The organism is Aquibium carbonis, assembly GCF_003970795.1.
Lineage (GTDB): Bacteria > Pseudomonadota > Alphaproteobacteria > Rhizobiales > Rhizobiaceae > Aquibium > Aquibium carbonis.
The window spans coordinates 1-12,893 of sequence record NZ_RWKW01000118.1 but is presented as its reverse complement, the minus strand read 5'-3'; the positions used below and the strand labels follow the sequence as shown (position 1 = coordinate 12,893).

Genomic DNA, 12,893 nt, shown 5'->3' with positions numbered 1-12,893 from the left:
CAGGGCGCTCGAAGCCCCGATCCGTCAGATCGCAGCAAATGCGGGCGTGGAAGGCTCCGTCGGGCTGCTCCGGTTCGGCCGGGCCTTCAAACGCGCTGTAGACTTCCGAGGATGCGGGGTCGCGGCGCGTCGCGTAGGCGAGGGCCAGTTCGGCCGCGGAACCTTCGATCTTGCGGGCTTCGCCGGCGGCGTCGATCACGGCCGGCCCGTCGGGCGCGGGGACCAGCAGCACCGTCTGGAGATCGCCGCCGCCGCCGCCGGTCGGCACCGGAGGCGAGAAGGCGAGGGGGTCTTCGGGCATCGGCAGCGGATCGGGCAGGATGCCGACGGTGATCTGCGACGGGTCGATGACCGGGGGGACGGGCAGCGCGGCCGGCCCCACGTCGACGCGGTCGTCGCCGTCGGTGGAAAAATGCAGGTAGCGCGCCGGCGTCCAGCCCACGAGACCGTCGAGTTCGGGCACTTCGACCCGGCACCACTGGGTGTTGCGGGACGTGGCGCATTCGAGGCGGGTCAGCATCGTGCCATTGGGAATGCGCGCCAGGACGAGGCCAAGCGGGGAGGCGGTCGCGCGCACGTTGAGGAGATCGTTGTGGGAGAGGCCGTGGACGACGGCGACGATCGTCTCGATCGGCCCGTCCTCGGCTGCCGCGCCATCCGGATTCTGCGCCTGCGCCGCAACCCCGCCGAAGGCAAAGAGTGCGGCGATCGCGACGAAGATCCGTGTCATGGGCTGGCGGAGCGTGATGATCATGGGCCGTGCTGGAGGTCGAGACCTTTCCTTAGGCCAGTGTGGCGTCCGAGAACAGGTCGAAAAAGCCATTCGGCCTGTCGGCGGGCGCTCGCCGGGCGCCGGATCACCTGTCCCAGAGAAATCCGGCGAGATCATGGGCGCGCGCGCCGGAACCCGGACGTCGGACGGGCGTTGCCACGTTTGCGCAGCAGCGCCGAAGGAGGAACCGACCATGGCGACGAACGAGGCACCGACCCCCGAAGGCAGGGAGGCCGCGCGTCAACTGCGCGAAAGCGCCCGGCAGGACGAGCGGAAGACCGAGGAACGCAAGGGCAGCGACCTTTCCAAGGGCGCCGACCGGGTGGAGGAGCGGTCCCGGAGTTCCGACGGACGGAGCGTCGAGGACACGCAGCGCGACGGAAACGGCTGAACGGCGCTGGCGGCGACGGCCTCGTGTCCGCCGCCGCCGCGTCTCCGATCCGCGACGTGCCCCAATCCCCCGGGTCGCCTCGTCGTCGGAGCCGTTCCCCGCCACGGCGGGGGGAATAGGTCCTTTGCCGCCTCATCGCTTTGCGCTGGATCAAGGTCCGTTGGTGGGGCAACAGAATTCCTGTAACACCGCGTCGGGGCCGCGATGGGCTCGACCGGCCATCTGGCAAACGGGAGACGGACATGCGCTGGAAAGACAGGCGCCAGAGTTCCAACGTCGATGACCGGCGTGGCCAGGGCGGCGGAGCGGGGCGTGGCGGCTTCGGCCGCGGCGGCGGCATGCGCATCCCGATCGGACGGACCGTGGGCGGCGGCGGTGTTTCCGGCATCATCATCCTGGTGGTCGTCTTCTTCGCGCTGCGCGCCTGCGGCATCGATCCGCTGGAGATCCTGGCGCAGATGGAGAGCGAGCCGGCGAGCGGCGGCACGCGCGTCACCACCACGCAGGCGTCCGACGAGACGGCCCGGTTTGCCGGCGTTGTGCTGGCCGAGACGGAAGACGTCTGGAACGGCATCTTCCAGGCGCAGGGCGCGACCTATCGCGAGCCGACGATGGTGCTGTATTCTGGTCAGGTGCGCTCGGCCTGCGGCTTTGCCTCCGCCGCCAGCGGGCCGTTCTACTGCCCGGGCGATTCCAAGGTCTATCTCGACCTCGATTTCTTCGGCGAGCTCGACCGGCGCTTCGGCGCCTCCGGCGATTTCGCGCAGGCCTATGTCATCGCGCACGAGGTCGGACACCATGTCCAGAACCTGATCGGCGTGTTGCCGGAGTTCAACCGCAGGCGACAGACGATGAGCCAGGTCGAGGCCAACCGCATGTCGGTGCGGGTCGAACTGCAGGCCGACTGCTTCGCCGGGATCTGGGCGCATTTCACCGAGCAGAAGGGGTTGCTCGAGGCAGGGGACATCGACGAGGCGCTGAACGCGGCCAACCAGATCGGCGACGACACGCTGCAGAAGAGAACGCAGGGCTATGTCGTGCCCGACAGCTTCAACCACGGCACCTCGGCGCAGCGGCGGGAATGGTTCAGCCGCGGGCTCGACAGCGGCCGGCTCGACGACTGCGACACGTTCAACGCCGACCTCTGACCGGCGACCGCGGCCGCCGGAGCCCGTCGCTCCGGCCGCCGAAACTTGCGGCGAACGCGAGCGATCCTCTTCAGTCTTTGCTAAGCCTGCGCCTTAGGCGTGACTTAAGCGCAATGCGCTAGTCTCTCCGTTGCCATGATGCGAGCGGAGGGGCAGGCATGATCGGTCGATTGCTGGCGCGGCTGTCCCGCGACGAGGGTGGGAATTTCTCCATCATCGCCGCGGTGGCGATGGTTCCGCTGGTGCTGGCGGCGGGACTGGCGATCGACTTCTCCTCGATCAGCAACCGCCAGTCCGAACTGCAGCACGCGCTCGATTCGGCCGCGCTCGCGGTGGCCCGCGAAGGCGACACGATCAGCGATGCGGAGGCCGTCGCCATCGCGCGGTCCTTCGTCGAGGCGAACTTCCAGCTCGATCACGACGGCCTGACGGTCATCCGGACCGGAACGCGCGTCACCGTCGAAGCCCCCAGCCGCGAGGACGTCCACTTCGCCGGAATCCTCGGCTACGACAGCTGGGGCGTCTCGGCGTCGTCCTCGGCCGACATCGCCTTCAACCGCTACGAGATCGCGCTGGTGCTCGACACCACCGGCTCCATGGCAGGCGGCAAGCTGACCGCCATGAAGGATGCGGTGCTCGGGCTCGTCGACACGATGTCGTCGCAGATCAAGGACAAGGACAAGCTGAAGTTCGCCGTCGTTCCCTTCGCCAATTTCGTCAACGTGGGGGGACATCACGGCCCGCAGTTCCTCAAGAGCGGGAAGGTGAAGAACAAGACCGGCGCCGACTGGCTCGACCTGAAGGGCAGCGCGGACTTCCCGCAGACCGAGCTGCCGACGGGGCTGAGCCGCTTCGAGCTGTTCCAGCATCTGGGCCAGACGTGGAAGGGCTGCGTGGAAACGCGCCATGCGGCCGGCAAGGATCTCGACGTCAAGGATGTTGAGCCCGATCCCAAGAACGCGGAGACGCTGTTCGTGCCGGCCTTCTCCATCGACGAGCCCGACGTCGGGGGCTATTCCAACAGCTACATCGCCTCCAGCGCCGATCCGCTCGACAAGACGCCGGCGGGGCAGCTGAAGAAGCTCGTCAAATACGGCATTCCGAGCGCCGCGCTCGTCGACCCCGTGGCCCCGGCGCTGGAATGGCTGCCGATCGCCGCCAGCCTGTCGGGCGGCAAGGGACCCAACCGGGACTGCGTGTCGCAACCGATCCTGCCGCTGTCCAGCGACTACGACGCGATCCGCAAGATGGTGAAGTCGCTGCAGGCCAGCGGCACCACCAACATCATGGAAGGCGTGGCCTGGGGAATGCGCGTGCTGTCGCCCGAGGCACCCTTCACCGAAGGGGCGGCCAAGGCGCCGGGGATCGAGAAGATCATGATCGTCTTGACCGACGGCTCGAACGTCTTCGGCAACAACGGCACCAAGCTCGGCTCGTCCTATTCGAGCTACGGCTATCTGGTGGACGGGCGGCTGGGGATCACGGCGGGGTCGTCCAACGACACCAACAAGCTCATGAACGCCCGCACGCTCGCGGCCTGCGAGAACGCGAAGAAGGCCGGGACGGTGGTCTACACGATCCGGCTCGAAGAGCCGGACGTGAAGACCGGCACCATGCTGAAGGAATGCGCCACCAGCCTGAACCACTTCTTCGACGCGCCGTCGCGGAGCCAGCTCGACGACGTGTTCAGGTCGATTCGCGACGACGTCGTCCGGCTGCGCATCTCGTCATAGCGACGGCCAGCGGCCCGAAACGAAAAACGGGCGGCGTCGCGCGACGCCGCCCGTGATCGTTGCCGGTCTCGGGTGGGCTCAGCGCTCGGCGAGCGCCGGTTCGCCCTTGCGTTCGCGAATCAGATTGACGAACCGCCGGAAGAGATAGTGCGAATCCTGCGGACCCGGCGAGGCTTCGGGATGATGCTGGACCGAAAAGACCGGCTTGCCGGCAACCGAGATGCCGCAGTTCGAGCCGTCGAACAGCGACACGTGGGTCTCCTCGACGCCTTCGGGCAGCGAATCGCCGTCGACCGCGAAGCCGTGGTTCATCGAGACGATCTCGACCTTGCCGGTGGTGTGATCCTTCACCGGATGGTTTGCCCCGTGATGGCCCTGGTGCATCTTGACGGTCCTGCCGCCGAGCGCCAGCGCCAGCATCTGGTGGCCAAGGCAGATGCCGAACAGGGGCACGTCCGCGTCGAGAAGGTCGCGGATCACCGGCACCGCGTATTCGCCCGTCGCGGCCGGGTCGCCCGGTCCGTTGGACAGGAAGACGCCGTCCGGGTTCATGGCGAGGATATCCTCGGCCGGCGTCATTGCCGGCACGACCGTGACTTCGGCTCCCAGGCCGGCGAACAGGCGCAGGATGTTGCGCTTCACGCCGTAGTCGACCGCGACGACGTGCATGGTGGGCTGGCTCTGCTCGCCATAGCCCTTGCCCCACGCCCAGGGCGTTTCCGTCCAGGTGGAGCTCTGTCCCGAGGTGACGTCGCGGGCGAGGTCGAGCCCGACGAGACCGGCCCAGGCGGCGGCCTCGCGCTTCAGGGCGTCGATGTCGAAGACGCCGTCGGGGGCATGGGCAATGACGGCGTGCGGCGCCCCGAGATCACGGATCCGCGCCGTCAGCGCCCGCGTGTCGATGCCGCTCATCGCCACGATGCCGCGACGCTTGAGCCATTCGTCGAGGCCGCCGTTCGAGCGATAGCTGGACGGCTGCGTGACGTCGGCCCGGAACACGGCCCCGACGGCGCCGGCGCGGGCGGCCGGCGTCAGGTCTTCGATGTCCTCGGCATTGGCGCCGACATTGCCGATGTGGGGGAAGGTGAAGGTGACGATCTGCCCGGCATAGGATGGATCGGTCAGGATTTCCTGGTAGCCCGTGAGCGCGGTGTTGAAGCACACTTCGGCAACCGCATGCCCGGTGGCGCCAAGCCCGCGTCCCTCGATCACCGTGCCGTCGGCGAGCACGAGCAGGGCCGTGGCTTTTTCCGCGCCCCAGGGCGCCGTGGTTGCGATCATCAGATGTCTCCGTCGGGTCTAAGGGGCGCGGCGGTCTTGAAAGTGCCCGGACAAAGGCTCATATGCCCGTGCTGAAAACCGCGCATGGTCGTTCGGCGACCAGCACCGCGCGCTGAATATATGTCCATGCAAGGGCCGGACAATAGAAAAAACGCCCGGTTGGGTCAATCCGCCGGCTTGTGTCCGAACAGAAAAGCTTTTGTCAACGAAAACAGTAGCTTGCCACGTAAAAAATCGAATTGCGTCCGGGAATCCCCGGCGCTAAGGTTCGGCGGCTGCCAAGGGAGTCTCTATTCCGATGCGCGAGAAATTCGCGGAGACGCTGAAACAGGCGCTCAAATCGCATGACAAGCGGCGGGTCTCGACGATCCGTCTCATCCAGACCGCCATTCACGATCGTGACATCGCCAATCGCGGCGCCGGACGAGATCCGGTCAGCGAGGAGGAGATTGCGCTGATCCTGGTCAAGATGATCAAGCAGCGCCAGGAATCGGCCCGCCTCTACGAAGAGGGGAACCGGCTCGAACTGGCGGAGCAGGAGCGCGAGGAAATCGCCATCATCCGCGATTTCCTGCCGCGCCAGCTCGAGGAAGAGGCGGTCAAGCAGGCTTGCCAGGAGGTGATTTCCGAGGTCGGCGCCGACGGGCTGCGCGACATGGGCCGGTGCATGAACGCGCTTCGCGAGAAATATCCGGGCCGCATGGATTTCGGCAAGGCGAGCGGCATCGTGAAGGGGATGCTTCAGTAGCGGCTCGGCATTCTGCGAGAGGCGATGGGGAGATGCCCAGGTGTCTCGGTGTTCGCAGCGAAGGATCCGACCTGACACAGCGCCGCCGTATCGGTGCAATATAGTCGGCTTTCCCCGAAAGGAATCGCTGCGATTCAAGTTCGTTTACCCACGATACACCGATGAATGACAGCGTGGATGGCTCTATGGAGTCTTCTACGATGAGCCGGTATTCGAACATCCAGATCGCCCTGCATTGGGCCGTGGCAGGCATGATCGTTGTTCAGTGGGCGACTTCGGGCGCAATACCGCGCACTCATGATCCCCTTCTGCCCGCCACGAAGACGGACATGTTTCTCCATATGGTGCATAATTACAACGGAATGGCGATCGCCCTTCTCGTCTTGCTGCGCGTTGGCCTTCGGTTATCGAACCGCCGCGTCGCGAGCCGCCGGCCGGCTAACCGCGTGGAAGCGGCTGCGGTTGTGGTCCACTACGGCATATATGCTTGCCTTGCCGCGCAGGCCGGCACGGGCTTCCTCGCGTCCTACCTATGGTCACCGGCCGCCGAAGTTCACAAGATGATCTGGAATGTCACGTTGTCCCTGGCGGCCATACACCTGGCTGCGGCGCTCGGGCACGCCGTCCGACGGGACGGCGTGCTGAGCAGGATGCTGCCGTCGCGGCGAAGCGCAGAAGGCTATCGACGAACTGGGCCCGACCGAGGATAGGTTGGCGGGCGTCGGGCGTGAAGGCCGCTACTTTCGGTTCTTCTCGAGCCACGCCTGCATTTCGGCGATCTCCGTTTCCTGTGCGGCAATAATCGCCTCGGCGAGCGCCTTGGTCTCGCTATCGGTGCCGAATCGGAGGGCAACCTTCGCCATGTCTATCGCGCCCTGGTGGTGCGGAATCATCTTGAGACGGAAGTCGACGTCGGCGTCCCCCGTGTACTCCACGGCCATGCCGCTCATCATGTCCATGTCTGCCTGCTTGTAGGCGAGGGTCGATTCTGAATCACCGTCCGCAGGCATCATCATTTGCATCATGCCCTGCATGTCGCCCATGTTCATCATGCCTCCGCCCGATCCATGCATGCCATGGTTCATCTGGGCGAAAGCAACCACGGCGATGGCGCTCAATCCGGCGGCGGTGGCGACAGTCTTCAACGTTTTCATGTCTCGCTCCTCTTCATGCGGCGGAAATTCTCCGCATCGAGGGCCCGCCATTCGGTTCGATCCGGTTGGAGAGCCCCCGGCAATATCGGGGTTCCATGAGGTGGAAGGTCAAGCGCCCCTTGCTGCACTGATGTGACGACGTCCTGATCCCACGGTCGTCCACAAGAACCTTGCAGAACGCCGTCCGGGTTCTGGTCGCCGACGTGGAGGCGTCAGCGGCTGTCGCGCTTGGCCTGCGCGACAGCGCCGGCCTTGCGCTGGCGACCGAGCTCCATCGGGCGGACGAGGTTCTGGCGCCGGTCGCTGGCGTTCTTGCGCATGCCGTGGTGGGCGGTGCGGGCGTTGAAGGTTTCGGCCGGGGCCTCGGCCTCGCCGGCCTTCTTCAGCGCCAGCGCATTGCGGGCATTCTCGGCCAGCGAGACCTTGGCGGCAAGCTGGCGGCGGCGCTCGTTCTCGGCATTGAGGCGGCGCACCGCCATGGCGAGCACGTCGAGCTTGACCCGCGATCCGTCATCCGCCCTGGAGGGGGTGGCGCCCTTCGCCGCGCCCTTGCCGCGCATTTCGCGCCGCCGGCGGCTGGCTTCCGTCTGGGCCTTGTCGCGCCGCGCACGCACCAGCTTCACGAGGTCGGCGAGTTCCCTGTCGGACAGTTCCTGCACCATCGGGTGGTGCGACTTCTCGACCAGTTCGCGCTCGTCGGCGTCGAGCGCCCTCGCTTCGTCCTTGCGTGTGATGGCCATGCAGTCAACTCCGTTCCTGTTTGCAGTGCGAGTGGTTCAACGAGAATAGGGCCGGTTCGGTTCCATCACAAGCAAAGGGTGGATATCCCTCATGCCGGCTCGTCGTTTCCCGCGATGGTTGCGGAATGAGCGCGACACACGCCGGCGGACCGGGGCGGGTCGTGCCCGGCCATTGCCTGCGTTTGGCCGTTCCGTCGGCTGTGGAAAGCGGGCAGGGCGGACAAAATGTGTCGTCTGCGATGGTTCGAATGACTATGTAGAGGGTGAGAGAACCAGACCCCATGCGATTTCCGCCCTCCTTCCTCGACGAAATCCGCGATCGAGTGCCGATCTCGTCGGTCATCGGCGCACGCGTCTCGTGGGACAAGCGCAAGACCAACACGTCGCGCGGCGACTACTGGGCCTGCTGCCCGTTCCACGGCGAGAAGAGCCCGAGCTTCCACTGCGAGGACAAGAAGGGCCGCTACCACTGTTTCGGCTGCGGTGTGTCGGGCGATCACTTCAAGTTCATGACCGAGCTGGACGGGCTGAGCTTTCCCGAAGCCGTCGAACGGGTCGCCGAGCTGGCCGGCGTGCCGATGCCGGCACGCGATCCCGACATGGAGCGGCGCGAGCAGAAGCGCGCCAGCCTGCACGAAGTCATGGAGATGGCGACCCAGTATTTCCAGGACCAGCTGCAGGCGGCGGGCGGCGCGAAGGCGCGCGCCTACCTGCGCGAGCGCGGGCTGTCGTCGACCACGCAGCAGGCGTTCCGGCTGGGCTATGCGCCGGAAAGCCGGAACGGGCTGAAGGAGCACCTGGCCTCGAAAGGGGTGGCGAAGGACCAGATCGAGGCTTGCGGGCTGGTGCGGCATGGCGACGACATCGCCGTGTCCTACGACTGGTTCCGCGACCGCGTGATGTTTCCGATCGAGGATTCGCGCGGACGGGTGATCGCTTTCGGCGGCCGCGCGCTGTCGCCGGACGCGCCGGCCAAGTACATGAATTCGCCCGATACCGAGCTCTTCCAAAAGGGCGAGGTGCTCTACAATTTCGCCCGCGCCCGCAAGGGGCAGGGCAAGGACGGCGCGGTGATCGCCGTCGAGGGCTACATGGACGTGATCGCGCTGGCGCAGGCGGGTTTCGCCAATGTCGTCGCCCCACTCGGAACGGCGCTGACGGAGGCCCAGCTCGAACTCCTGTGGCGCATGGCGCCGGAGCCGGTGCTGTGCTTCGACGGCGACAAGGCGGGCCTGAAGGCCGCCTGGCGGGCGGCCGATCTCGCCTTGCCGTCGATCCAGGCCGGGCGCACGGTCCGCTTCGCCATGCTGCCGGAAGGACAGGATCCCGACGACCTGGTGCGTGCGGGCGGACCAGACGCCTTTCGCACGGTGCTGGCCGAAACGCGGGCGCTGGCCGAGATGGTGTGGCTGCGCGAGACGCAGGGCGGCGTGTTCGAGACGCCAGAGCGACGCGCGGAACTGGAAAAGGCCCTGCGCGAGGCCACGACCCGCATTCGCGACGAGAATGTCCGCCGCCACTACCAGCAGGACATGCGCGAGCGCGTGCAGGCCTTTTTCGGCACGAACCGGCCGCAACGCCAATGGCAGCCGGGCGAACGTGGCGCTGAGCGCGGCAAGGACGGCTGGGGCCGCGGCCAGCGGCCGTCGGGCCGGCTCGCCGTGTCCGACAGCCTCGCCCGCTCCGGACTGGTGCGCACGTCGGCCGCCATCATGCCGGTGCGCGGGGCGGTGCTGATGGTGGCTTTGGTGAACCATCCGCCGCTGATCGACGAGTTCTTCGACCAGGTGGAGCGGCTGGACCTGGGCCATGCCGATCTGCAGCGCCTGCACGGCGGGCTGCTCGACGCCGTGGCCCATGACGAGGCCGGCGATCGCGACGCCATCGTGGCGTCGATGGCGCGATCGGGGCTGGCGGCGACATGGGAGACCGCGGTCGGGCTGGTGCGCCGCACGCGCCAGTGGCCGGCCCTCGAGGACGCGGCGCTCGACGATGCCCGCGACGCCTTCTCGCAGGCGCTGCACTTGCACCAGAGCGCCGGCTTTCTACATAAGGAACTCAGAGCGGCGGAAGCCGCGCTGGCCGTGGAGCCGACGGAGGAAAACTATCGCCAGCTGCTTGCGATCCAGACACAGTTTCGCGACGTGCAGGCGACCGAAGCGCTCATCGAAGGCTTCGGCGTCTCATCCGGCAGGGCTGGCGGCAAGGGTTGAGCGCGGAGCGATCGGGGCGACGTTTTTTTCGACCGAATCGCACGGCAACGGCTTGACCTTGCGATGAAATGGCGGAATCAGGACGGTTCGAATTCGTTAATGGGCGTAGCGTCTTGCGCAATCGGCGGGGGCCGGCGGCGTAGCACGATCATTGGCACGGCCGACGCGACGCCTTCGCGTCAGGGTTAATGATGCATTCACGCGATGCCGTTACTCGCTCAGGCAGGCGATACGGCGTAATCCGGTTACGCGGACGGACCCGCAAGGACCGCCTCCCGGACTTGTTGGAGACAGGAAAGCATGACGACCAAAGAAAAAGAAGAGGCCGAGACCGAGCGCGAAGGCGCCGTCGATGGACCGCTTCTCGACCTTTCCGATGATGCCGTCAAGAAGATGATCAAGCTCGCCAAGAAGCGCGGCTACGTGACCATGGACGAGCTCAATGCGGTGCTGCCGTCGGAGGAAGTGACCTCCGAGCAGATCGAGGACACGATGTCGATGCTCTCCGACATGGGCATCAACGTGGTGGAGGACGACGAGACCGGCGAGGAGCCGGAAGGCGACCAGAACGCCGACGCGGAAGAAGAATCCAACGAGATCGCCGAGCAGCAGGGCACGGCCGTCGCCGCCGTGGCCAAGAAGGAGCCGACGGATCGCACCGACGATCCGGTGCGCATGTACCTGCGCGAGATGGGCTCGGTGGAGCTGCTGTCGCGCGAGGGCGAGATCGCCATCGCCAAGCGCATCGAGGCCGGCCGCGAGACGATGATCGCCGGACTCTGCGAGAGCCCGCTGACCTTCCAGGCGATCATCATCTGGCGCGACGAACTCAACGAGGCGCGCATCCTGCTGCGCGAGATCATCGACCTCGAGGCCACCTATGCCGGACCCGAGGCCAAGCAGGCACCGGTGGTCGAGCGCGTCGACGAGGAGGAGAAGCCCAAGGTTGAGGACAATCGCGGCCGTCGCGGCCGCGAGGACGACGACGTCACCAATGTCGGCGGCGACACCCGCGGCGAGGAGGACGACGAGGAGGACGACGAGGCCAACCTGTCGCTCGCCGCGATGGAAGCCGAACTGCGCCCCCAGGTGATGGAGACGCTCGATTTCATCGCCGGCACCTACAAGAAGCTGCGCAAGCTGCAGGACCAGCAGGTGGAATCCCGGCTGGCGGCGGCCGGCGCGCTGTCGTCCAGCCAGGAGCGGTCCTACAAGAAGCTCAAGGACGAGCTGATCACGGCGGTGAAGTCGCTGTCGCTCAACCAGAACCGCATCGAGGCGCTGGTGGAGCAGCTCTACGACATCAACAAGCGCCTGGTGCAGAACGAGGGCCGCCTGCTTCGCCTGGCCGAGAGCTACGGGGTGCGTCGCGACGACTTCCTGCTGCACTACCAGGGCAGCGAGCTCGACCCGAACTGGATGAAGTCGATCGCCAATCTCGGCAGCCGCGGCTGGAAGGAGTTTGCCCGCAACGAAGGCAACACCATCGGTTCGCTGCGCAGCGAGATCCAGAACCTGGCGCAGGAAACCGCAATCTCGATCGCCGAGTTCCGCAAGATCGTCAACCAGGTGCAGAAGGGCGAGCGCGAGGCGGCCATCGCCAAGAAGGAGATGGTGGAGGCCAATTTGCGCCTCGTGATCTCCATCGCCAAGAAATACACGAACCGCGGCCTGCAGTTCCTCGATCTCATCCAGGAAGGCAATATCGGCCTGATGAAGGCCGTGGACAAGTTCGAGTATCGCCGCGGCTACAAGTTCTCGACCTATGCGACCTGGTGGATCCGGCAGGCGATCACCCGCTCGATCGCCGACCAGGCCCGCACGATCCGCATTCCCGTCCACATGATCGAGACGATCAACAAGATCGTGCGGACCTCGCGGCAGATGCTGCACGAGATCGGCCGCGAGCCGACGCCGGAGGAACTGGCCGAAAAGCTCGCCATGCCGCTGGAGAAGGTGCGCAAGGTGCTGAAGATCGCCAAGGAGCCGATCTCGCTCGAAACGCCGGTCGGCGACGAGGAGGATTCGCATCTCGGCGACTTCATCGAGGACAAGAACGCCATCCTGCCGATCGACGCCGCCATCCAGGCCAATCTGCGCGAGACGACGACGCGGGTGCTGGCCTCGCTGACGCCGCGCGAGGAGCGCGTGCTGCGCATGCGCTTCGGCATCGGCATGAACACCGACCACACGCTGGAGGAGGTCGGCCAGCAGTTCTCGGTGACGCGCGAGCGCATCCGCCAGATCGAGGCCAAGGCGCTGCGCAAGCTCAAGCATCCGTCGAGGAGCCGCAAGCTCAGGAGCTTCCTCGACAGCTGAGGCGCGCACTCCGCGATCGACCATCCGGACCCGGCGGCGACGCCGGGTCCGTTCGTTTCGGGGCCCCGAATCCGAACGCCAGATGAACGGGGCCTTCGGGTTGGGTTCAGGCTGGGTCGACTATCCTTCGCTCAATGGATCGGGACAGGCCCGGTCGGCCGGCCCCCCGGCAGCAACGCGAAGGATCAAGTCCATGACCTCTCTCCTCAAGACCGCTCTCATCGCCCTCTCGCTGGCCGCCGCCGGCCTCGGCGCCTCGGCCACCACGGCTTCGGCCAGCGACGTCCGATTCGGCATCGTCATCGGCGGCGGCGGTTATCACGGCGGCGGCTCCGGCTGGCATGGCGGCCATCACGGCGGCCCCGGCTGGCACGGCGGCCCGCGCTACGGCCGC

The 12,893-nt window shown here is 66.4% G+C and carries 12 protein-coding genes; 8 read left to right on the top strand and 4 right to left on the bottom strand.

Features of this window, described 5'->3' with window-relative positions; translation table 11 throughout:
- A partial coding sequence (locus EJC49_RS23625; RefSeq protein ID WP_148106329.1) for an SH3 domain-containing protein occupies nt 1-754 on the bottom strand: 754 nt, incomplete at its 3' end.
- Between the two features lie 211 nt (nt 755-965).
- Here EJC49_RS23625 and EJC49_RS23620 point away from each other — a divergent pair.
- The 3 genes from EJC49_RS23620 (at nt 966) to EJC49_RS23610 (ending at nt 4,044) form a co-directional block, all read left to right on the top strand.
- On the top strand, nt 966-1,163 hold the full coding sequence (locus EJC49_RS23620) for a hypothetical protein (RefSeq protein WP_126702390.1): 198 nt from the start codon (nt 966-968) through the stop codon (nt 1,161-1,163).
- 242 nt (nt 1,164-1,405) lie between these two features.
- Nucleotides 1,406-2,311, top strand: coding sequence for a KPN_02809 family neutral zinc metallopeptidase (gene ypfJ / locus EJC49_RS23615; RefSeq protein ID WP_126702389.1), 906 nt, complete (start codon nt 1,406-1,408; stop codon nt 2,309-2,311).
- Between the two features lie 158 nt (nt 2,312-2,469).
- A complete protein-coding gene (locus tag EJC49_RS23610; protein WP_126702388.1) occupies nt 2,470-4,044 on the top strand; it encodes a pilus assembly protein TadG-related protein in 1,575 nt (524 codons plus the stop codon).
- Nucleotides 4,045-4,122: 78 nt separating this feature from the next.
- On the opposite strand, the gene carA is transcribed toward EJC49_RS23610, so the two are convergent.
- On the bottom strand, nt 4,123-5,325 hold the full coding sequence (gene carA, locus EJC49_RS23605; protein ID WP_126702387.1) for a glutamine-hydrolyzing carbamoyl-phosphate synthase small subunit: 1,203 nt from the start codon (nt 5,323-5,325) through the stop codon (nt 4,123-4,125).
- A gap of 298 nt (nt 5,326-5,623) precedes the next feature.
- Between carA and EJC49_RS23600 the strand changes: the two genes are divergently transcribed.
- Together EJC49_RS23600 and EJC49_RS23595 are read left to right on the top strand one after the other, a co-directional pair.
- Nucleotides 5,624-6,073: a GatB/YqeY domain-containing protein gene (locus EJC49_RS23600; RefSeq protein ID WP_126702386.1), complete on the top strand. Its 450-nt coding sequence runs from the start codon at nt 5,624-5,626 to the stop codon at nt 6,071-6,073.
- Nucleotides 6,074-6,234: 161 nt separating this feature from the next.
- Entirely contained in the window at nt 6,235-6,783 is a 549-nt protein-coding gene (locus EJC49_RS23595; protein ID WP_245453539.1) for a cytochrome b, read from the top strand.
- 27 nt (nt 6,784-6,810) lie between these two features.
- On the opposite strand, the gene copM is transcribed toward EJC49_RS23595, so the two are convergent.
- Both copM and EJC49_RS23585 read right to left on the bottom strand, forming a co-directional pair.
- Entirely contained in the window at nt 6,811-7,227 is a 417-nt protein-coding gene (copM, locus tag EJC49_RS23590; RefSeq protein WP_126702385.1) for a CopM family metallochaperone, read from the bottom strand.
- A 212-nt stretch (nt 7,228-7,439) separates the two neighbouring features.
- Nucleotides 7,440-7,967 (bottom strand): hypothetical protein, encoded by a 528-nt coding sequence (locus tag EJC49_RS23585; RefSeq protein WP_126702384.1) that lies wholly within the window; start codon nt 7,965-7,967, stop codon nt 7,440-7,442.
- Nucleotides 7,968-8,248: 281 nt separating this feature from the next.
- Between EJC49_RS23585 and dnaG the strand changes: the two genes are divergently transcribed.
- From dnaG to EJC49_RS23570, 3 genes are all read left to right on the top strand, one after another.
- Complete coding sequence (gene dnaG / locus EJC49_RS23580; protein ID WP_126702383.1) at nt 8,249-10,180, top strand: DNA primase; 1,932 nt, start codon at nt 8,249-8,251, stop codon at nt 10,178-10,180.
- 300 nt (nt 10,181-10,480) lie between these two features.
- Nucleotides 10,481-12,499, top strand: coding sequence for an RNA polymerase sigma factor RpoD (gene rpoD / locus EJC49_RS23575; protein ID WP_126702382.1), 2,019 nt, complete (start codon nt 10,481-10,483; stop codon nt 12,497-12,499).
- A 193-nt stretch (nt 12,500-12,692) separates the two neighbouring features.
- Nucleotides 12,693-12,893, top strand: a 201-nt coding sequence (locus EJC49_RS23570; RefSeq protein ID WP_210211856.1) for a hypothetical protein, incomplete at its 3' end; no start/stop codon positions are given.

Excerpts from the sequence above, each read along its gene's own strand:
- dnaG (WP_126702383.1), top strand. The coding sequence starts at position 8,249 with ATGCGATTTCCGCCCTCCTTCCTCGACGAAATCCGCGATCGAGTGCCG.
- EJC49_RS23585 (WP_126702384.1), bottom strand. The coding sequence starts at position 7,967 with ATGGCCATCACACGCAAGGACGAAGCGAGGGCGCTCGACGCCGACGAG.
- EJC49_RS23610 (WP_126702388.1), top strand. The coding sequence starts at position 2,470 with ATGATCGGTCGATTGCTGGCGCGGCTGTCCCGCGACGAGGGTGGGAAT.
- carA (WP_126702387.1), bottom strand. The coding sequence starts at position 5,325 with ATGATCGCAACCACGGCGCCCTGGGGCGCGGAAAAAGCCACGGCCCTG.
- rpoD (WP_126702382.1), top strand. The coding sequence starts at position 10,481 with ATGACGACCAAAGAAAAAGAAGAGGCCGAGACCGAGCGCGAAGGCGCC.
- EJC49_RS23600 (WP_126702386.1), top strand. The coding sequence starts at position 5,624 with ATGCGCGAGAAATTCGCGGAGACGCTGAAACAGGCGCTCAAATCGCAT.
- copM (WP_126702385.1), bottom strand. The coding sequence starts at position 7,227 with ATGAAAACGTTGAAGACTGTCGCCACCGCCGCCGGATTGAGCGCCATC.
- EJC49_RS23595 (WP_245453539.1), top strand. The coding sequence starts at position 6,235 with ATGAATGACAGCGTGGATGGCTCTATGGAGTCTTCTACGATGAGCCGG.
- ypfJ (WP_126702389.1), top strand. The coding sequence starts at position 1,406 with ATGCGCTGGAAAGACAGGCGCCAGAGTTCCAACGTCGATGACCGGCGT.
- EJC49_RS23620 (WP_126702390.1), top strand. The coding sequence starts at position 966 with ATGGCGACGAACGAGGCACCGACCCCCGAAGGCAGGGAGGCCGCGCGT.